Raw genomic sequence first — 19,472 nt, 5'->3', positions numbered from 1 at the left:
GACGACCGCCCATGACCCGCGCCCGCATCCTGCTCGGCGGCCTCTGCGCCGCCGCGCTTTCGACCGCCATGGCGGCCGCCCAGCCGCTGGCGGTGGTCAATGCCGAGATCTTCGACGCCACGGGCGCGGCGCCGTATCGCGGGACGCTGGTGGTCGACAATGGGCGGATCCTGGCGGTCGGCCCGAAGGTCAAGGCGCCCAAGGGAGCGACGATCGTCGACGCCAAGGGCGAGGCCCTGATCCCCGGCCTGTTCGATGTCCACACCCACTGGACGCCCAACGGCGTTCCCGACGTCACGCCTAAGATCGCCGACGCCTATGTCGCCGCCGGCGTCACCTCGGTGAACGACTTCCATCAGCAGCCAGAGAGCTTCGCGCCGCGCCGGGCCTGGCTCGGGACCCTGACCGCGCCCTACGTCAACTTCGTCGCCCGCATCAGCACGCCGGGCGGCCATGGCGCCGACTGGGCCGACCAGGCGACCACCCGCTGGGTCGACACGCCGGAAGGGGCTCGGGCCGCCGTCGAGGCGATCGCCGCCTACAAGCCCGACGCCATCAAGGCCTTCACCGACGGCTGGCGCTACGGCTCGGCGCCCGACAACACCACCATGGACGCCTGGACCCTGAAGGCCCTGACCGAGACCGCCCACAAGTACGGGCTGAAGGTCCTGACCCACACGGTCACGGTCGAGCAGGGCAAGGTCGCGGCCAGCAGCGGCGTCGACGTCATCGCCCACAGCCTTCAGGATGCGCCGCTGGATGCGGACACGATCGCTTCCATCAAGGCCTCGGGCCTGTTCTACGCCCCGACCCTGGCGGTCTATGAACCGGTCAAGCCCGGCGCCAAGCCGCCGGCCGATCCCGACAGCCCGCGCGCGCGCCAGAGCCGCCTGAAGTTCGGCTACGCCCTTTCCAACGCCAAGGCGCTGTTCGACGCCGGCGTGCCGCTGGCGCTGGGCACCGACGCGGGCATGACGGGCACGCCGCACGGTTCCTCGACCCTGCGCGAGCTGGAGCTTCTGGTGCAGGCCGGCCTGACGCCGACCCAGGCCCTGATCATCGGCGCCGCGGGTAGCGCCAGGGCCATGAACCAGCTGGCCGATCGCGGCACGCTGGAGGCGGGCAAGCGCGCCGACTTTGTGCTGGTTGCGGGCAAGCCGTGGGAAACCATTTCCGACATCCGCAAGGTCGAGCGCGTCTTCATCGACGGCAAGCTGTCCTACGGCCCGGGCGCCAAGCGCTCGGCCGCCAACGACCGCATCGCTCCGCCGGCGGTGAAGGCCCAGGCCCTGGTCGACGACTTCGAGCGCGCCGACGGCCGCACCAGCCTCGACACGCTGCGGCTGGACGACTTCGACGGCGGCCGCGACCGCAGCCTGGAGGTGTCGCAGGTCATCGAGCGCGAAGCTGGCGGCAAGGTTCTGAGCGTCGGCGCTCGCATGGCCACCAAGGACGACGCCTCGGCCGGCGTGTTGCTGCCCCTGACCCGCGGCTCGGTGGTTCCCACCGACGCCACGGCCTTCAAGGGTCTCAAGCTCGCCGTGCGCGGCGATGGCGGCGCCTATGTCGTCAGTCTGGTGGGCGCGACCGGCCGCTGGACGACCAAGGTCGAGGCCGGCTCGCAGTGGAAGACCGTCGAACTGCCGTTTACGGCCTTCAAGCCGGCGGGGCGGGAAAAGGCCGCCTTCACCGGAACCGATCTCCTGCAGGTCGGCGTCGAGGGCGAGCGTCCGGCCGGCGCCAAGCTGTGGTTCGAGCTCGACGACGTGACTTTCTACTAGCCGGGGAGGGCGTGGCGGTTTGACGCGGCGGGCGCTGGAAGGCTAAGGCCAACAAGTGTTTGGCGGGCGACGGGGATGACGAATCCCCGTCATTACCGCGATTTAAGTGGTCTAGCGGCGGTGCGGGGCTCAAACCGTTACCAAGCAAGGTCGCTTATCGACCGCACGGAGACCGCCGATGGCCCGCATGGGCATGACACTCGCCGCCGCCCTGGTCATGGGTCTGACGACCCTGGCCGGCCAGGCCCAGGCCAAGGCCTCGATCGAGGACAAGGACGTGGCGCGCCTGGTGTCTCTCGGCGGGGTGTGCGTCAGCTGCGATCTGGCCGGCCGCAAGATGACCGGCGCCAAGTTCACCGGCGCCAACTTCGCCAAGGCCAACCTGATCGGCGCCGACCTGCGCGGCGCGGTGTTTTTCGGCTCCAACTTCGCGGCGGCCGACCTGACCCGCGCCGACCTGCGCGGTGCCGAGATGCGGGCCGCCAATTTCCAGGGCGCCAACTTTAACGGCGCCCGCCTGTCGGGTGTGGAATCGGCCGGGGCCAACTTCCAGAACGCCAATCTGTCGCGCGCTGACATGACCTCGTCGGAGATGCATGGGGTCAACATGGAAGCCGCCACCATGATCGACGCCCGGCTGGCCAATTCCGAGCTGAACGGCTCCAACCTGTCGTCGGTGAACGCCCGCGGGGCCGACTTCTCGAACGCCGAGATCAACGGCTCCAACCTCAGCGGCGGCCGGTTCGACCGCGCCCAGTTCCGCAACGCCTCGCTGACGGCCTCGCACCTGCGCGGCGGCAGCTTCGCCGGCGCCGATTTCAAGGGCGCGGATTTCACGGGCGTGCGCTTCCAGGGCGTCGACCTCAGCGGCGCGCGCGGCCTGACCCAGGACCAGCTGGACGAAGCCTGCGGCGAGGCTCGCCTGCCGCAGGGCCTGTCGCTCAAGAGCTGCACGGGTCGCGTCAAGCGCATCACCGTCATGCGCGGCATGCCCGCCCCGCCGGCGCCGCCGGCTCCTCCCGCCGCGCCGTCTCCGCCCCGCCGCTGATGTTCGCGCGTGAGGGGTCTTTCTCGCCTGCGGAACGTGCGGACGAGACAGGCGTTTCGCGACATGGTGAACGCTATGCGGGCTAGGGGCCTCGTGGCGATTGCGCGACAGCAGAGGTTGTGAGATCAAGGCGCACGGCGCGGGGGGACACCATGCCTGAGCATGACTTGAGGGAGGGGCAATCCATGCCCCTGCCCAGCTATTTGAGCTATTTGATGTACCAGACCGAGCAACATCGGCGGGCTATGGCCGCCGACCATGTTGCGCGACACGGTCTGTCGTTTCCGAAGTGGGTGGCGATGTTGTCGCTGGCCCGGTTCGGCGAGTGTTCGATGACGCGGCTTTCCAAGCTTTCGGCGGCCGACCGCACGACCCTTACCCGGTCGATCGACGGGCTGATCCGCGATGGCCTGGTCGAGCGCGGCGGGGCGCCGAACGATCGCCGCAAGGTGGTCGTGCGTCTCACGGACGCCGGGGCGGCGCTGCTGCAACGGATCCGAGACGAGCTGACGCCGCTGCACCAGGAAGCCTGCTCCGAACTGAGCGCGGACGAGCAGTCGGCCCTGGCCTTCTATCTGAAGAAGATGCTGGGCGGCCTGATCCCCGAGCCCGACTGGAAGGACGAGATCCTCTCTTTCGGGCCGCCGATTCCGCGTCTGGCCTGAAAAAGCCTCGACGACGCCCAAGGCGCAATCTCCGATTAAGGGGCTTGCGCCCTAAGGTGGAGTTCTGCGGCTGCTAGGGGCCGCGCGAGGGGAGCTTCACCACGTGAACGTCAAACAGGTCGCCGAGCACATCCAGTCCTATGCCGATGGCGGCACGGGCTTCGCCGTGCAGGCAGGCGGCGCCACCTATCGGATGATGGGCTGGGACGCGATGGTCCAGGACGGCGGGCAGGGCTCGGCCGACATCGTTCTGGCCAATCTTTTCGGAACCATCGAGGGCGGCCAACTCACCCAGCTGAACCAGGGCGAGGGGGTCTTCGTGGTTCAGCAGCAGGCCGACGGCGCCCGTCTGGGCGTCGGCGTCGTCCTCCCGGACTAGCTGACTTCGGCGCGGTCAGTCGTCGTGACGGACGCGGCCGCGCATCGACTTCACGCCCGACCGCTTCGTCTTTGTCTCCAGCCGCTTGAGCTTGCTGGAATAGGTCGGCTTGGTCGGGCGGCGGGGCTTGGGCTTCTCGGTCGCCCGGCGGATCAGCTCGACCAGCCGTTCGCGGGCGTCCTGGCGGTTCAGTTCCTGCGAGCGATGGCCCTGGGCGAACAGCACCAGCACGCCCTCCTGGGTCATGCGGCTGCCGCCCAGCGCGGTGAGGCGGGCCTTGATGTCGTCGGTCAGGGACGGCGAGTTGGCGACGTCGAACCGCAACTCGATCGCCGTCGAGGTCTTGTTGACATGCTGGCCGCCGGGGCCCGAGGCGCGGGCGGCCTTCTCGACCAGTTCATCCTCGTCGATGCGCAGCCAGGAGGTGATCTCGATCATCGGACGACCACGCGCCTTGCCTTGACCACGGCCTGGTCGAGCGCCTGGAGGAACTTGCTGCGGTCCTGAGGGCCGAAGGCCTTGGGGCCGCTGGTGACTTCGCCCATGGAACGCAGGTGCTCGCCGATCGAGCGCGAGGCGAGAGCGGCGCCGATCATGTCGTTGGTGAACACCCGGCCGTTGGGCGCGATGGCCTGGCCGCCGGCCTTCAGCACGCGATCGGCCAGGGGAATGTCGTTGGTCACCACCACGTCGCCCGGTCCGGCGCGCTCGGCGATCCAGTCGTCGGCCACGTCGGGGCCGGCGTTGACCACCACCTGTTCGATGGTCGGGGTGGCGGGTACGCGGATCCAGCTGTTGGAGACGACATAGGTCTTCAGACCGTTGCGGGCCGCGACCTTGTAGGTCTCGTCCTTCACGGGGCAGGCGTCGGCGTCGATGTAGATCGTCGTCATCCGCGCCCTATAGCACGGGTTGCAGATTGTCAGGCCAGAGCCAGTAGTGCGGGAATGACCTCGTCCTTCAGCAGCGGGGCCAGGGCCATGCCTGCCGGCGGCGCGGCCGGATCGATCCAGGCCAGTTCCTCGATCTCGGCCCTGGCGGCGATCTCGCCCTCGACCACGGCCAGGTAGGTCGCCGACTGCACCGTGAATCCGGCCTCGTTGGCGGCGGGGGCGCAGAACCGGCCCAGCAAGGTCGCCGAGACCAGCCGGCAGCCCAGTTCCTCGTCGAGTTCGCGAGCCTGGGCGGTCAGGTCGTCCTCGCCGCCGTCGCGCTTGCCGCCCGGCTTCATGAAGATCGCCGTGCCGCGCTTGCGCACCAGCAGCATGCGGCCGTCCTGGTCGTGGATGACGGCGGTGACGATGTCGAGGACCTTGCTCATGCCCGCCAGACTAGCGGATTCGGGGCCCTCAGGGCTCGACGGCGGCCAGGATATGCTCGGTCAGCAGCCGCTCGGTGATGGCGTGCGGCTGACGGACGTCGAAGTTCGCCGTGGTGATGACCGCGACGATTCCGAGATCGGGGACGATCACCACCTTGTTGCCGCCCGTGCCGCTCATCGCCCAGGCCTTGTGACCGCTGAAGGTCTGCAGCCAGATCAGGTAGCCGTAGTCGGTCTCGGGCCGCGCGTTGGCGTGTGGTGAGGTGGCGGCCTTGACGAAGGACGCCGGCAGCACCTGCCGACCGTTCCACTTGCCGCCTTCGAGATAGAGCTGGCCCAGCTTAAGCAGGTCGCGGCTGCGCAGGCCAAGGCCGCCGCCGCCCTGCGCCAGGCCGAGGGGAGAGACCTGCCAGCGCTCGCCCTCGATGCCCAGCGGACCAAGCAGCGCCTCGCGGGCGAAGACGGGCAGGGGCTTGCCGACCGCGCCCTGGACCACCGCCCCCAGCGTCGTCACCCCCGCCGTGCAGTAGGAGAAGCTGCGGCCGTAAGGCGCGTCGGCGGGCTTCTGCACCCAGTCGGGAAAGCCGCGCACCGGCAGGTCGAGATAGAAGCCGACCCAGTCCTCGATCAGGTACATCCGCTCTTCGTTGCCGCGCGAGAACTGGTTGTCGTCGTCGCATTCGGCGATCGAGCTCATGGTCATCAGGTCCTCGACCGTGACCTTGTCCTTGCGCGGATCAGGGGCGGCGGCGGGCGGGCGTCCCTTCAAGTATGGCTTTATGGGCGCATCGACGTTCGGGATCGCGCCGCGATCGATGGCCGCGCCAGCCAGCATGGCGGTGACGGTCTTGGTCACCGAGCGGGTGTTGCGTCTCGCCTCCATGCCGCCGTCGGGCTTGCCGTCGTCGTAGTAGGCCTCGAACACCAGCTTGCCGTGGCGGGCGACCAGCACGCTGGTGATCTTCTGGAACTGGCCCGCCTTGATGGCGGTCGACATGGCCTCGAGCTTGGAGGCCGACAGGCCTTCGGCAGCGGGGGCGGCGGATGGCATGTCGGAAGCGGCCGAGGCGATCGACAGCGGCGCCAGGGCCAGGGCGGCGGCGAACAGGAAGCGTTTCACGAAAGCGACTCCGACGGCGTGCGCCGCCAAGCTAGGGCGTGACTGGAGCCTCGTCTTGGACGCCTGAAACATCGGGCCGTCTGGTGGGGCGGGGGCTGCAAAGGCGCGCGAACTCACCGGGCGTCACGCCATAGGCGTGGCGGAACTGCCTGTTGAGGTGGCTCTGGTCGCAGAAGCCCGCCGCCAGGGCGATCTCGCCGATCGGCAGGCGGCCCCGCATCAGCAGGTCGGCGGCGCGTTCCAGTCGCCGCGCGCGCAACCGCTCGCCGGGCGCGGCCCCCAGCCAGCGGCGATAGCCGCGCGCCAGGTGCACCGGATGCACCCCGGCGGCGCGGGCGAGATCGGCGACGCCGATCGGCTGGTCGAAGGCGTCGGCCAGGTAGGTTTCGGCCAGGTCCAGCCAGGGCGGCCGGCGATCGCTGTCGCGAGGCGGCGCCAGGGCCTCTGCGGCCAGTTCGAGGCTCAGGCCTTCCAGCGAGAGCGGCTCGGCGTCGGCCGAGAGCAGCGAGCGGGTGAGGCGCAGCGCCGCGCGGCGGGCGACGGGGCCGGTCAGGCGCAGGGCGTCGATCGCCGCGCCGCCGTCGGCCAGGGCCCGCCAGTCGCCGGCGGCGAAGCTGACGGCCAGGAAGTAGCCGCCTGTCTCTACGAACCGATCGCGATGGACCACGCCGGGTGGATTGTAGACGAGGACCGGGCCTTCGGTTTCCGGGCCCCAGGCCGTGGTCTCGTAGCGACCGCGGGTGGCCAGCACGAAGTGGGCGTCGTCGTGGCTGTGCTCGTCGACGTGCTCGGCGCTCATGGTGGCGGCCAGGTGGGCCAGCCGCACGCCCGGCAGCCGCCGCTCGATCGTCGGCGCGCCGTAGAACCGTCCTGGTGCGAAGGCGGTTCTCGGCGCGGCCATGTCAGCCCAGCTTCTCGGCGGCCCAGGGGGCGAAGTAGGTGATGATCCCGGCCGCGCCGGCGCGCTTGAAGGCGGCCAGGCTTTCGAGGATCGCGCGCTCTTCGTCGATCCAGCCGTTGGCGCCGGCCGCCTTGATCATCGCGTACTCGCCCGACACCTGGAAGGCGTAGGTGGGCATGCGGAACTCGTCGACCAGGCGGCGCAGGATGTCGAGATAGGGCAGGCCCGGCTTGACCATGACCATGTCGGCGCCCTCGGCGATGTCGAGGGCGACCTCGCGGATGGCTTCCTCGGTGTTGGAGGGATCCATCTGGTAGGTCTTCTTGTCGCCCAATCCCTGACCATTGGGGCCCGCACTGAGTTTCGCCGAACCGATGGCGTCGCGGTAGGGGCCGTAGAAGGCCGAGGCGTACTTGGCGGCGTAGGACATGATCATCGTGTCCTGGAAGCCGTCGCCTTCGAGCGCGCCACGCAGGCGCCCGATGCGGCCGTCCATCATGTCGGAAGGCGCAAGAATATCGGCGCCCGCGGCGGCCTGCATCAGGCCCTGCTCGATCAAGCGTTCGATGGTGGCGTCGTTGAGGATCCTGCCGTTCTCGACCACGCCGTCGTGGCCGTGGTCGGTGAAGGGGTCCAGCGCCACGTCGCACATGATGCCGACCTCGGGGGCGGCGTCCTTCATGGCCTTGACGGCGCGCGGGATGACGCCGTCGGGATCGGCGGCGATCGAGCCGGTCGCGTCCTTCCGCGACGGGTCGATGTGCGGGAAGATGGCGATGGCGGGGATGCCCAGGTCACGGGCGCGGACGGCGGCCTTGGCGGCTTCCTTGACGCTCAGGCGCTGGACGCCGGGCATCGAGGCCACGGGGACGGCGCCCTCGCCCTCGTGCACCACCATCGACCAGATCAGGTCGGACGGACGGACTTCCGTCTCGCGGACGAGACGGCGGGTCCAGTCGGCCTGGCGCAGGCGGCGCAGGCGCGTGGCGGGGTAGGGAGCGAGCGGCGGAACGGTCATGCGAAGGGTTTCGCGCGCGACGCCGGTCGAGGCAAGGCGTTAAGGCCCTTAAGGAGCTATTCCCCGGTCTTGGTGACGCGGACCTGCTGGACGCCGCCGTCGACGCGGGTCCAGACCTGGGACTTGCAGAACAGGCCGCCCAGCACGCAGCCCTTGGCGCGCATTGTGCGGGCGTCGATGAACTCGGCGGTCCCGTTCAGGGTCACTTTCAGCGTCGGAACGAAAACCCGGCCGCGCATGTTTCCGTTGCCGGTGGGCGCGAAGTCGCGCAGCACCTGCTGGCCCACCAGGGTGTCGTAACCGCTCTTCTTGGCGTCGGCCTCGGCCTTGCGGCTGGCATAGACGACCCAACCGCACATGCTCGGACCGCAGTCGGTGATGTGCAGGCGGATGTTGTCCTTCGGGTTGCGCCACACACCGAGATTCTCGGCGTGAGCCGGCGCGGACACGAACGTGAACAGGGCCGCGACCGCGGCCAGAGCGGTAATGAACTTAGACATGGGAACCGAGACGACGCCTCCGATGGGCGTGATCTGATACCGACGAGGTGTCGGATCAAGGGAGGTGCGACCTTTCGCACCCGATTTCGCTGCGGCGCCGCATTCAAATTCGCCAACTGAGATATGATTGACACACTTGGCTGCTCAGGGCAGGTCAGCGGTCAAGAAGGTGAGGGCGGATATGCCCCGCATGGGAGGAAGTGGCGCATGGATTTCGCGCTGAACGATGATCAACGCGCCATTCAAGATATGGCCTCGGGCTTCGCCGCGGAACGGCTTGCCCCGCATTCCGCGCAGTGGGACGAACACAAGCACTTCCCCGTCGACGTCCTGCGCGAGGCCGCCGGCCTTGGATTCGCGGGCATCTACGTCAATGACGACGTCGGCGGCAGCGGACTGTCGCGCCTCGACGCCTCGATCATCTTCGAGGCCCTCAGCTACGGCGACGTGCCGGTCGCGGCCTACCTGACCATCCACAACATGGCCTCGTGGATGATCGACCGCTTCGGCTCGGAGAGCTTGCGTCAAGGCTACCTGCCGCGCCTGACCACCATGGAGCTGATCGCCAGCTATTGCCTGACCGAGCCGGGCTCGGGTTCGGACGCGGCGGGCATGCGCACGACCGCGCGGCTGGACGGCGACCACTACGTGCTGAACGGCGGCAAGGCCTTCATCTCCGGCGGCGGCGTGTCGGACGTCTATGTGGTCATGGCCCGCACGGGCGGCGACGGGCCCAAGGGCGTGTCGGCCTTCGTGGTCGAGAAGGGGGCGGCGGGTCTCTCGTTTGGAGCCAACGAGCGCAAGATGGGCTGGAACGCCCAGCCCACGGCCCAGGTCAATTTCGACGACTGCCGCGTTCCCGTCGAAAACCGCATCGGCCAGGAGGGCGAGGGCTTCCGCTTCGCCATGATGGGCCTCGACGGCGGGCGCCTGAACATCGCCTCGTGCTCGCTGGGCGGCGCGCAGTTCGCCCTCGACACCGCCAAGGCCTATCTGGAGACCCGCAACCAGTTCGGCCGGCCGTTGAAGGACTTCCAGGCGTTGCAGTTCAAGCTGGCCGACATGGCCACCGAGCTGGAGGCCGCCCGCCTGATGGTGCGCCGCGCCGCCCACGCGCTCGACAATAGGGATCCTCAGGCCACCAAGCTGTGCGCCATGGCCAAGCGCTTCGCCACCGACGCCGGCTTCCAGGTGGCCAACGACGCCTTGCAGCTGCACGGCGGCTACGGCTACCTGCAGGACTACCCGCTGGAGCGCATCGTTCGCGACCTGCGCGTCCACCAGATCCTGGAAGGCACCAACGAGATCATGCGCGTCATCATCGCCCGCGAGATGTTCCGGCGGTAGGATCGTGATAATCTGACCAGACTGGTCAGATTGGAGCCCGTCATGCGCGAAGTCGGCGTCCTGGAAGCCAAGACCCACCTGTCGGCTCTGCTCGACGCCGTCGAGAAGGGGGGCGAAGCCGTGCTCATCACCCGCAACGGACGGCCGGTGGCCAAGCTGTCGCCGGCGGAGGAAGCGGCGACCACGCCGCGTCGCGCTTCGGCCGCCGAACTGGTGGAGCGCTTCAAGGCGTTGCGTGAACGGATAGCCGCTGCAAACCCTGACGCCGAGAATTTGACTTGGGAGCAATTGAAAGAAGACGCTCGCCGGTGAGGCAGGTCGTTCTGGATGCTTCGGCGGCCTTGGCTTGGCTGCTTCCGACACAGGCTACGCCTGCGGCGCGAGCTCTGTTGGCGGAAAGCAACGCCCTGATCTTCGAAGCCCCCAGTATCTTTGAATGGGAGTTGCATAGCGTACTTTTGACGTTGGCTCGTCGTGGGGTCCTGGTCGACGACGAGTATGAAAAGGCGGTCGCGATCTACGAGGATCTATCGGTGCGCTTCAGCGAACCGGCCTTCGGTGTCGATGGGCTCGCCATCCTGGCGCGGGACGCCAAGCTCAGCCTTTTCGATGCAGCCTACCTAGCTCTGGCGGCGCAGCACGACTGGCCGCTGGCCTCGCGGGATGACGCCCTGCTAAAGGCGGCCGCCAACGCTGGCATCGAGTGCTTCGACCTGAGGGCGACGACCGCATGATCTATCTTTGCCGCCACGGCCAGACGCAGTTCAACCGCGAGGGGCGTTTCCAGGGGCAGACCGAGTCCGACCTGACCGCCTTGGGCCGCGCCCAGGCGCGGGCCATGGGCGACCTGCTGGCCGACCTGATCGCGCGCGAGCCGTCCGACGCCTGGCGGATCGTCGCCAGTCCGCTGCGCCGCGCGCGCCATACCGCGGAGGCCATCGCCGAGCGCACGGGCCTGCCGCTGAGCTTCGACGACCGTCTGCTGGAGATCAGCGTCGGCGAATGGTCGGGCCGCCTGCGCGAGGACATCCGCCGCGACAATCCCGAGGTGTTCGCCAGCTACGAATGGGCTTTCCGCGCGCCGGGCGGCGAGACCTTCGAGGACGTCACCGCCCGCGTCGCCGGCTGGCTGGCCGAACAGGCCCCGGAAGGCCAGCGCCGCCTGATCGTGGTCAGCCACGGTGTCGCCGGCCGTCTGCTGCGCGGCGCCTATGCCGGCCTGTCGCGCGCCGACACCCTGGCCCAGGAGGTTCCGCAGGACGCGGTCTACCGCCTGCTGGCCGGCCAGATCGACCGCTTCGACTGCGCCCCGGTCGAAGATCCCGAATTCGCCTGAGAACCCAGATGACCGAAGCCCGCGAAGTCCTCGTCAGCGTCAAGAAGAACGTCGGCCGGATCACCCTGAACCGGCCCAAGGCGCTGCACGCCCTGACGCTGTCCATGTGCGAGACCATGATCGAAACCCTGCTGGCGTGGCAGGCCGATCCCGAGATCGACATGGTCATGATCGACCACTCGGGCGAGCGCGGCTTCTGCGCCGGCGGCGACATCCGAATGCTGGCCGAGAGCGGGGCGGGCGACGGCGTCGAGGCGCGGAAGTTCTTCCACACCGAATACCGGCTGAACCACCTGCTGTTCCACTATGACCGGCCGATCGTGGCGATCATGGACGGCGTGGTGATGGGCGGCGGCGTCGGCATCTCGATGCCCGCCCACTACCGGATCGCCACCGAGCGCACGACCTTCGCCATGCCCGAGACCGGCATCGGCCTGTTCCCCGACGTCGGCGGCGGCTGGTATCTGCCGCGGCTGCCGGGCAAGGCGGGCCTGTGGCTGGCCCTGACCGGCGCGCGCATCAAGGGCTCGGACTGCATGCGTCTGGGCATCGCCACCCACTTCGTCGAGTTCGGCGCGGTCGAAGGGCTGAAGAAGGCGATCCTGGCCGACCATCGCCGCATCGACGAGACCCTGCGCATGTATCGCGCCGACGCCGGCAAGGCGCCGCTGGTCGGCTTCGAGCAGGACCTCAACCGCCTGTTTGTCGGCGAGAGCGTCGAGCAGATCTTCGAGTTCCTGGAGGCTGACTCCTGCGACTGGGGCAAGGCCCAGCTGGCCGTGCTGAAGACCAAGTCGCCCCAGACCCTGAAGGTCGCCTTCGAGCAGCTGAAGCGCGGCGAGGCCATGACCGACTTCGCCGACAACATGGCCATGGAGTATCGGATCGGCTCGCGCGTCGTGCGCCGCCATGACTTCATCGAGGGCGTGCGCGCGGTGATCGTCGACAAGGACAACGCGCCCCGCTGGGACCCGCCGAGCATCGAGGCCGTGGATGACGCCGATATCCAGGCGATCTTCGCGCCCCTCCCGCCGGAAGAAGAGTGGACGCCCCTGGCGGACGCCTAAAAGGCGTTCGGTCCTCCGACATGCGTCGGACGCCTGACAGCGTTCTGCCGTAGCGGCATTGAAGCCGTCGCCCGGCCTCGCTAGCTTGCCGCCAGACAAAGAAGAAAGTCCGCCGGAAGGAAGACCATGCGTAAGCCGCTTCTCAGCCTCGTCGCCGCGCTCGCCGTGACCGCGTGCGCCACGACCCCGATGGGGCCCGCCGAGCCGCCGCCGCCGCCGCCCGCCGACGCCCCGGTCTCCATCCCGGCCAACATCATCGCCGCGGTCGACAATCCGCTGCGTCCCGAGGTCGACACCAGGCGCGACGCCGACCGCCTGCCGGCCCAGGTGCTGGCCTTCGCCGGCGTGCGCAGCGGCGCCAAGGTCGCCGACCTGATTCCCGGCACCGGCTACTTCACCCGCATCCTGTCGAAGGCCGTCGGCCCGCGCGGCCACGTCTACGCCTATGTGCCCGACGAGCTGACCAAGCTGGCCAACCGCGAGCCGGCCGTGAACGCCATCGCCGCCGACCCCGCCTACAAGAACGTCTCGGTGGTCCTGAACCTGCTGCCCAACTTCGGCGCGCCGGAGAAGCTGGACCTGGTGTTCACCGCCCAGAACTACCACGACATGCACACCCCGCTGATGGGCAGGCCCGACATGGCGGTGGTCAACCGCAAGGTCTTCCAGTCGCTGAAGCCGGGCGGCGTCTATCTGGTGCTCGACCACTCGGCTCAACCGGGGTCGGGCCTGCGCGACGCCGAGAAGCTGCACCGCATCGACCCCGAGACCGTGAAGGCCGAGGTCACAGCCGCCGGCTTCGTGTTCGAAGGCGAAAGTCGCGTGCTGCGCGACGCCGCCGACAAGCGCAACGTCTCGGTCTTCGACCCGTCGATCCGCGGCAAGACCGACCAGTTCATCTACAAGTTCCGCAAGCCGGCCGGGGCGCGCTAGGCGCCCCGCTCGCGCGGACGACAACGACAAGGACCGCGCCCACGTAGGCGCGGTTCGCATTTAGGGAGCGTAACGATGACCAGGATCGCCTTCATCGGCCTGGGCAACATGGGCGGCGGCATGGCCGCCAACCAGGCCAAGGCCGGCCACGCCGTGGCGGCCTTCGACCTTTCGGCCAAGGCGCTGGAAAAGGCGGTCGGCGCGGGCTGCGTCGCCGCCGCGTCGGTGGCCGAGGCGGTGGAGGGCGCCGAGATCGTCATCACCATGCTGCCGGCGGGGCCGCACGTCCGCTCGGTCTATGGCGAGCAGGTTCTGGCCAATGCGCCGAAGTCGGCCCTGCTGATCGACTGCTCCACCATCGACGTCGACAGCGCCCGCGCGGTGGCGCAGCAGGCCGGGGCGGCGGGTTTCCGCTTCGCCGACGCGCCGGTGTCGGGCGGCATCATGGCCGCCGAGGCTGGCAGCCTGGCCTTCATGGTCGGCTGCGACGACGCCGATTTCGCGCAGGTCGAGGCGGCGCTGAAGCCGATGGCCCGGGCGGTCATCCACGCCGGCGGCCACGGCGCGGGGCAGGCGGCGAAGATCTGCAACAACATGCTGCTGGGCGTGTCGATGCTGGGAACCTGCGAGGCCTTCGCCCTGGCCGAGAAGCTGGGCCTGGCCGCCGACCGCTTCTTCGAGATCGCCAGCCAGTCGTCGGGCCAGTGCTGGTCGGTTTCGACCTACTGCCCGGTTCCGGGGGTGGGGCCCAGCACGCCGGCCGATCGCGGCTACGAGGGCGGATTCGCCACGGCCATGATGCTCAAGGACCTGAAGCTGGCGCAGGAGGCGGCCGCGCGCGCCGGCGCCAGCACGCCGATGGGGGCGCAGGCCGAGGCGCTGTATGCGCTGTTCGACGCCAACGGCTTCGGCGGCAAGGACTTTTCCGCCGTCCTGCAGATGCTGCGCGGGCGTATTGCTGAGCTGGTTTGAACAAGGCAGGGTTGCGATCTGCGATTATAGAACCAATCGATGCGACACCACGCCCAATTCCAATTTGTAGGTAGAGGCCCTTAGGTGGACACTATGCCTGCGTGGTGCGAAAAGCCGTGCAAGAAGAGAAGGACCGCCTAGCTTCGGCTCGACGGGTAGAGACCAGCATGGACTACAAAGCCGCGTTCACCGCCGCTGTCTCCCAGATCCGCGACGAGGGTCGCTATCGGGTCTTCGCCGACCTAAAGCGCCATCGCGGCGCCTTCCCGCGCGCCACCTGGACACGCGCCGACGGCGGCGAGAGCGAAGTCGTGGTCTGGTGCTCGAACGACTATCTCGGCCAGGGCCAGAACCCCGTCGTGCTGGACGCCATGCACCAGGCGATCGACGACCACGGCTCGGGCTCGGGCGGCACCCGCAACATCTCGGGCACCAACCACCACCACGTGGAGCTGGAAGCCGAGCTGGCCGACCTGCACGGCAAAGAGGCCGCACTGCTGTTCACCTCGGGCTACGTCTCCAACGAAGCCACGCTCAGCGTCCTGCAGAAGATCCTGCCGGGCCTGATCATCTTCTCCGACGCCCAGAACCATGCCTCGATGATCGCCGGCATCCGCAACGGCGGCGGCCCCCGTCACATCTTCCGCCACAACGACCTGGCGCACCTCGAAGAGCTGCTGGCGGCCGCCCCGGCCGACGCGCCCAAGCTGGTCGCCTTCGAGAGCGTCTATTCGATGGACGGCGATATCGCCGACATCGGCGCCACGGCGGCCCTCGCCAAGACGTACGGCGCCATGACCTATCTCGACGAGGTCCACGCGGTCGGCATGTATGGTCCGCGCGGCGGCGGCGTCGCCGAGCGCGACGGCGTCATGGACCAGATCGACATCATCGAGGGCACGCTGGGCAAGGCGTTCGGCGTCATGGGCGGCTACATCACCGGCGACGCCGAGGTGATCGACGCCGTGCGCCTGATGGCCTCGGGCTTCATCTTCACCACCTCGCTGCCGCCGGCCCTGACCGCCGGGGCGCTGGCCAGCGTGAAGTGGCTGAAGCAGCACCCCGAGGTGCGCGACGCCCACCAGGAACGCGCCGCCACCCTGAAGAAGATGTTCCAGGACGCCGGCCTGCCGGTGATGGAGAACGACAGCCACATCGTTCCGGTGCTGGTCGGCGATCCGGTCCACACCAAGCTGATCAGCGACATGCTGCTGGCCGATCACGGCGTCTATGTGCAGCCGATCAACTATCCGACCGTGCCGCGCGGCACCGAGCGCCTGCGCTTCACGCCCACGCCGTTCCACACCGACGACATGATGCGCAAGCTGGTCGGCGCGATGGAAAAGCTCTGGGCGCACTGCAACGTCGCTCGCATGGGCGGCCACGCGGCTTAAGCACCCGCCTTGGGTTTCGATCTGGGCTACCTGCGCGAGCTGGCCGAGGACGCGTTCGAGCATCCCGGTTGGTCCGGCGTGGCCGACTACTTCCGTTTTCGTCACCAGGGCCTGCGCCGCGAGGCGCTGGAAGCGCTCGACGCTTTCGTCGCCGGGGCTGTGAGCTGGCCGCTGGCCGACCGCGTCGCCTTCGCCGCCTGGATCGGCGAGAAGCGTCTGGCCTATCGGGGACAGCCCGAGGCGGTTCTGCCCGTTCCGCTGTTTCGCCTGCTGGTCCGCCCGACCCTGGAAGAGTGGGCGGATGCCAAGCCGGCCGATCCCTGGCCGCTGGTCTGGCAGGCCCGACTGTCGAGCGGCGGCTCGACCTGGCACGCGCCGCCCGCGCCGTTCCTGCGCCAGGCCCTGGCCCGCGATCCGCTGTGCGTGCCGGCCCGTGTGGACCTGGTTCGCGCCATCCTGGCCGACATCGCCTTCCACCAGCACGAGTTGCCCGGCGCCTATCTGGGCGACGCCGCCCTCGACCTCTCGGCCCTCGACGAGGTCGAGGACCTGCTGTCGCTGGCCGACGAGGACGCGCGGTTCGATATCGGGCCGGAGATCGCCTGGGCGCGGGCCGAGGCGAGGGGCTGGCTGGAGCGGGAAGGGGCGGGCTGAGCCTCTCCGCGTGGCGGTTTCCCGCCACGTCGCCGCTGCGCGCGGTGGCGGCTTGGGGCTGGATGCGCCCTCGTGCGCAGGAGAGTCGCCCCGTGAAGACCATCGTGATCACCGGCAGCAGCCGCGGCATCGGCTTTGGCCTCGCCGAAGCCTTTCTCGAACGCGGCTGCCAGGTCGTGATCTCGGGTCGCAATCCGCAGGTGCTGGCCGAGGCGTTGGCCAAGCTGGAGGCAACCGGCGGCGCGGTGGCCGCCAAGGCCTGCGACGTCAGCAAGGTCGCGGATCTGGAAGCGCTCTGGAACACCGCCGTCGAGCGCTTTGGCTCGGTCGACATCTGGATCAACAACGCCGGCTCGGTGTCGCCGCGCGTGCGCCTCGACCAGATCGAGGAAGCCGAGATCGACGCGGTGGTGGCCACCAACCTGCTGGGCGTCATCAAGGCCTCCAAGCTGGCCATGATCCGCATGCTGGCCCAGCCGGGCGGCGGGGCGATCTACAATTTCGAGGGTTTCGGCAGCGACGGCATGACCGCCTCGGGCCTGACGCTCTACGGCGCCACCAAGCGGGCCGTGACCTATTTCACCAAGTCGATGGGCAAGGAACTCGACGGCACCAACGTGCGCATGGGCACGATCAGCCCCGGCATCGTGGCCACCGACCTCCTCCAGTCGGAGATGCGCGACGCCTCGGACGCAGACCGCGCCAAGTCGATGAAGCTCTACAACATCCTCGGCGATCGCGTGGAGACGGTGGCGCCGTTCATCGCCGACGGCGTGCTCAAGGGCGAGGCCACGGCCGCGCCGGTGCGCTGGCTGACCATGCCCAAGGCCATGGGCCGGTTCATGACCGCCGGCTTCAAGAAACGCGACATCTTTTCGGCGGCGTGAGGCTTCGGGCTTCACACCCATGCCCCCAAAACTCGTCATCCCGGAAAGCCCGCGGGGCTTATCCGGGACCCGGGGGGACTGGAGGCCGCGCTTGCAACAGCCTCTTCAGAGGTCGCCGACTCCGTGCGGCGGCGCCTGGGTCCCGGCTTTACGCTGCGCTTCGGCCGAGATGACGACCACTGGGGCAAGAAGGAATGAAGAAGGAAGCCTCTAGGCCCTTCGGCGCACGCCCTTGCCCAGGCCGATCTGCTTGGCGAAGTCCGAGCGTCGCGCGGCGTAGGCCGGAGCGACCATCGGATAGTCCGACGGCAGGCCCCATTTGCGGCGGTAGTCCTCAGGGCTCATGTCGTAGTGCGAGCGCAGGTAGCGCTTGAGCATCTTCAGCTTCTTCCCGTCCTCGAGGCAGACGATGTAGTCGTGCTGCACCGAGCGCGAGATGGGCACGGCGGGCTTTTGCTTCTCGGCCGGCTTGGCGGCGGCCGGCTCGCCATGCAGGCCCACCAGGGCTCCGTGCACGGTGCGGATCAGGTCGGGGACAGCTGTCTGGGAAATCTTGTTCTGGCCGACATAGGCCGCGACGATGCTCGCGCTCAGCGCCAGCAGTTCGGTGTCGTCCGAGAAATCCGACCCCGTTTCGTCGTGTGAAGCCGCCATACGCATCCCGCCCGTTCTGTTCGTTTGCACTCAAAAACGCTCGGCGCGGCGGCAACACCCCGCCGAGGTTCGTCACCAACGCATGGTTATCGTCGCGGTTCCGTCATTGATCGCGGCGCGAAGGACGCTAAAGAGAGCGCCGTCGACTCCCGCTCGCGGGAGCGCGCCGCCCAAAGCCCAGCCGCCCGCCCCAAGGAGCTGCCGATGACGACCTCCACCGACCTGACCAAGTTCTTCGGCGCCGATCTTGCGACCGCCGACCGCGACATCTTCGATCGCATTGGTCGGGAGCTGGGTCGTCAGCAGAACCAGATCGAGCTGATCGCCTCGGAAAACATCGTCTCGAAGGCGGTGCTCGAAGCCCAGGGCTCGATCCTGACCAACAAGTACGCCGAAGGCTATCCGGGCAAGCGCTACTACGGCGGCTGCGAATGGGTCGACGAGATCGAGACCATCGCCATCGAACGCGCCAAGCAGCTGTTCGGCGCGGCCTTCGCCAACGTCCAGCCGCACTCGGGCTCGCAGGCCAACCAGTCGGTGTTCATGTCGCTGCTGCAGCCGGGCGACACCTTCATGGGCATGGACCTGGCCGCCGGCGGCCACCTGACCCACGGCTCGCCCGCCAACCAGTCGGGCAAGTGGTTCAAGCCGGTGTCCTACACCGTGCGCCAGCAGGACCAGCTGATCGACTACGACAACGTCGCCGAGGTCGCCCAGCGCGAAAAGCCCAAGCTGATCATCGCAGGCGGCAGCGCCTATAGCCGTGAGATCGACTTCGCCCGCTTCCGCGAGATCGCCGACAGCGTCGGCGCCTACCTGATGGTCGACATGGCCCACTTCGCTGGCCTGGTGGCCGGCGGCGTGTTCCCCAATCCCGTCCCGCACGCCCACGTCGTCACCACCACCACCCACAAGACCCTGCGCGGCCCGCGCGGCGGCATGGTGCTGACCAACGACGAAGCCATCATCAAGAAGGTCAATTCGGCCGTGTTCCCCGGCCTGCAAGGCGGCCCGCTGGAGCACGTCATCGCCGCCAAGGCCGTGGCGTTCGGGGAAGCCCTGCAGCCGGCCTTCAAGGACTACGCCCGCCAGATCATCGCCAACGCCAAGGCCCTGGCCGACGCGCTGGGCAAGTCGGGCGTCAACATCGTCTCGGGCGGCACCGACAGCCACCTGATGCTGGTTGACCTGCGTCCCAAGGGCGTGACCGGCCGCGACGCCGAGCACAGCCTCGAGCGCGCCCACATGACCTGCAACAAGAACGGCGTGCCGTTCGACACCGCGCCGTTCACGATCACCTCGGGCATCCGCCTGGGCACGCCGGCCGGCACCACCCGCGGCTTCAAGGAAGCCGAGTTCACCCGCGTGGGCGAGCTGATCGGCGAGGTCGTCAACGGCCTGGCCGCCAACGGTCCGGAAGGCAACGCCGCGGTCGAGGCCAAGGTGCGCGAGGAAGTGCTGGCCTTGACGGCTCGGTTCCCGATCTACAACTAAT

Annotated in this window: 22 protein-coding genes and 1 pseudogene; 15 read left to right on the top strand and 8 right to left on the bottom strand. The window is 68.6% G+C overall.

What is annotated here, in order from left to right:
* Positions 1–11: 11 nt before the first annotated feature.
* The 4 genes from V6S85_RS13070 (at position 12) to V6S85_RS13055 (ending at position 3,873) form a co-directional block, all read left to right on the top strand.
* Positions 12–1,781, top strand: coding sequence for a CIA30 family protein (locus V6S85_RS13070; RefSeq protein ID WP_334349145.1), 1,770 nt, complete (start codon positions 12–14; stop codon positions 1,779–1,781).
* A gap of 178 nt (positions 1,782–1,959) precedes the next feature.
* On the top strand, positions 1,960–2,829 hold the full coding sequence (locus V6S85_RS13065; protein WP_116564170.1) for a pentapeptide repeat-containing protein: 870 nt from the start codon (positions 1,960–1,962) through the stop codon (positions 2,827–2,829).
* Positions 2,830–3,014: 185 nt separating this feature from the next.
* Positions 3,015–3,494 carry a MarR family winged helix-turn-helix transcriptional regulator gene (locus tag V6S85_RS13060; RefSeq protein WP_244286773.1) on the top strand — a complete coding sequence of 160 codons (480 nt, stop codon included), beginning with the start codon at positions 3,015–3,017 and terminating at the stop codon, positions 3,492–3,494.
* 103 nt (positions 3,495–3,597) lie between these two features.
* A complete protein-coding gene (locus V6S85_RS13055) occupies positions 3,598–3,873 on the top strand; it encodes a hypothetical protein (RefSeq protein ID WP_116564172.1) in 276 nt (91 codons plus the stop codon).
* A 15-nt stretch (positions 3,874–3,888) separates the two neighbouring features.
* Here the strand turns inward: V6S85_RS13055 and arfB are convergent, their stop codons facing one another.
* Genes arfB through V6S85_RS13020 form a run of 7 tightly spaced genes read right to left on the bottom strand, consistent with a single transcriptional unit; the run spans position 3,889 to position 8,733 of the window.
* Entirely contained in the window at positions 3,889–4,311 is a 423-nt protein-coding gene (arfB, locus tag V6S85_RS13050) for an alternative ribosome rescue aminoacyl-tRNA hydrolase ArfB (RefSeq protein WP_116564174.1), read from the bottom strand.
* On the bottom strand, positions 4,308–4,766 hold the full coding sequence (locus V6S85_RS13045; protein WP_334349144.1) for a YaiI/YqxD family protein: 459 nt from the start codon (positions 4,764–4,766) through the stop codon (positions 4,308–4,310). Before V6S85_RS13045 ends, arfB begins: the two co-directional genes overlap by 4 nt.
* A gap of 29 nt (positions 4,767–4,795) precedes the next feature.
* A complete protein-coding gene (locus tag V6S85_RS13040) occupies positions 4,796–5,194 on the bottom strand; it encodes an NUDIX hydrolase (RefSeq protein ID WP_334349143.1) in 399 nt (132 codons plus the stop codon).
* A 28-nt stretch (positions 5,195–5,222) separates the two neighbouring features.
* On the bottom strand, positions 5,223–6,314 hold the full coding sequence (locus V6S85_RS13035) for a serine hydrolase domain-containing protein (RefSeq protein ID WP_334349142.1): 1,092 nt from the start codon (positions 6,312–6,314) through the stop codon (positions 5,223–5,225).
* Between the two features lie 31 nt (positions 6,315–6,345).
* A complete protein-coding gene (locus V6S85_RS13030; RefSeq protein ID WP_334349141.1) occupies positions 6,346–7,215 on the bottom strand; it encodes a helix-turn-helix domain-containing protein in 870 nt (289 codons plus the stop codon).
* 1 nt (position 7,216) lies between these two features.
* Positions 7,217–8,233, bottom strand: a complete 1,017-nt coding sequence (gene hemB, locus V6S85_RS13025) for a porphobilinogen synthase (RefSeq protein ID WP_334349140.1) — start codon at positions 8,231–8,233, stop codon at positions 7,217–7,219.
* Positions 8,234–8,289: 56 nt separating this feature from the next.
* The gene (locus V6S85_RS13020) at positions 8,290–8,733 is read right to left on the bottom strand and encodes a DUF2147 domain-containing protein (protein WP_116564186.1); all 444 of its coding nucleotides are present in this window, start codon (positions 8,731–8,733) and stop codon (positions 8,290–8,292) included.
* 207 nt (positions 8,734–8,940) lie between these two features.
* Here V6S85_RS13020 and V6S85_RS13015 point away from each other — a divergent pair, with 207 nt between their 5' ends.
* The 10 genes and pseudogenes from V6S85_RS13015 (at position 8,941) to V6S85_RS12970 (ending at position 17,323) form a co-directional block, all read left to right on the top strand.
* Positions 8,941–10,080: an isobutyryl-CoA dehydrogenase gene (locus V6S85_RS13015; protein ID WP_334349139.1), complete on the top strand. Its 1,140-nt coding sequence runs from the start codon at positions 8,941–8,943 to the stop codon at positions 10,078–10,080.
* A 42-nt stretch (positions 10,081–10,122) separates the two neighbouring features.
* Positions 10,123–10,392, top strand: coding sequence for a type II toxin-antitoxin system Phd/YefM family antitoxin (locus V6S85_RS13010; RefSeq protein WP_334349138.1), 270 nt, complete (start codon positions 10,123–10,125; stop codon positions 10,390–10,392).
* Positions 10,389–10,814, top strand: coding sequence for a type II toxin-antitoxin system VapC family toxin (locus V6S85_RS13005; RefSeq protein WP_334349137.1), 426 nt, complete (start codon positions 10,389–10,391; stop codon positions 10,812–10,814). The genes V6S85_RS13010 and V6S85_RS13005 overlap by 4 nt, the downstream gene beginning before the upstream one ends.
* Entirely contained in the window at positions 10,811–11,416 is a 606-nt protein-coding gene (locus tag V6S85_RS13000; protein ID WP_334349136.1) for a histidine phosphatase family protein, read from the top strand. The genes V6S85_RS13005 and V6S85_RS13000 overlap by 4 nt, the downstream gene beginning before the upstream one ends.
* An 8-nt stretch (positions 11,417–11,424) precedes the next feature.
* Positions 11,425–12,483, top strand: a complete 1,059-nt coding sequence (locus V6S85_RS12995) for an enoyl-CoA hydratase/isomerase family protein (protein WP_116564196.1) — start codon at positions 11,425–11,427, stop codon at positions 12,481–12,483.
* A gap of 126 nt (positions 12,484–12,609) precedes the next feature.
* Positions 12,610–13,416: a class I SAM-dependent methyltransferase gene (locus tag V6S85_RS12990; protein ID WP_116564198.1), complete on the top strand. Its 807-nt coding sequence runs from the start codon at positions 12,610–12,612 to the stop codon at positions 13,414–13,416.
* Positions 13,417–13,449: 33 nt separating this feature from the next.
* Positions 13,450–14,388 (top strand): annotated as a pseudogene (mmsB, locus tag V6S85_RS12985) (3-hydroxyisobutyrate dehydrogenase); the annotation flags it as partial.
* 167 nt (positions 14,389–14,555) lie between these two features.
* Entirely contained in the window at positions 14,556–15,782 is a 1,227-nt protein-coding gene (hemA, locus tag V6S85_RS12980; RefSeq protein WP_116564202.1) for a 5-aminolevulinate synthase, read from the top strand.
* A gap of 9 nt (positions 15,783–15,791) precedes the next feature.
* Positions 15,792–16,436, top strand: a complete 645-nt coding sequence (locus tag V6S85_RS12975) for a hypothetical protein (protein WP_334349135.1) — start codon at positions 15,792–15,794, stop codon at positions 16,434–16,436.
* 92 nt (positions 16,437–16,528) lie between these two features.
* Positions 16,529–17,323 carry an SDR family NAD(P)-dependent oxidoreductase gene (locus tag V6S85_RS12970; protein ID WP_334349134.1) on the top strand — a complete coding sequence of 265 codons (795 nt, stop codon included), beginning with the start codon at positions 16,529–16,531 and terminating at the stop codon, positions 17,321–17,323.
* Positions 17,324–17,533: 210 nt separating this feature from the next.
* Here the strand turns inward: V6S85_RS12970 and V6S85_RS12965 are convergent, their stop codons facing one another.
* Positions 17,534–17,977, bottom strand: a complete 444-nt coding sequence (locus V6S85_RS12965; protein WP_334349133.1) for a MucR family transcriptional regulator — start codon at positions 17,975–17,977, stop codon at positions 17,534–17,536.
* A 204-nt stretch (positions 17,978–18,181) separates the two neighbouring features.
* Between V6S85_RS12965 and glyA the strand changes: the two genes are divergently transcribed.
* Positions 18,182–19,471, top strand: a complete 1,290-nt coding sequence (gene glyA / locus V6S85_RS12960; protein ID WP_334349132.1) for a serine hydroxymethyltransferase — start codon at positions 18,182–18,184, stop codon at positions 19,469–19,471.
* The last annotated feature ends 1 nt before the right edge of the window (position 19,472 follow it).

This window comes from Caulobacter sp. CCNWLW153 (genome assembly GCF_036889365.1).
Lineage (GTDB): Bacteria > Pseudomonadota > Alphaproteobacteria > Caulobacterales > Caulobacteraceae > Caulobacter > Caulobacter radicis.
The sequence above is the reverse complement of the archived record's forward strand: the minus strand, read 5'-3'. Positions and strand labels throughout refer to the sequence as shown.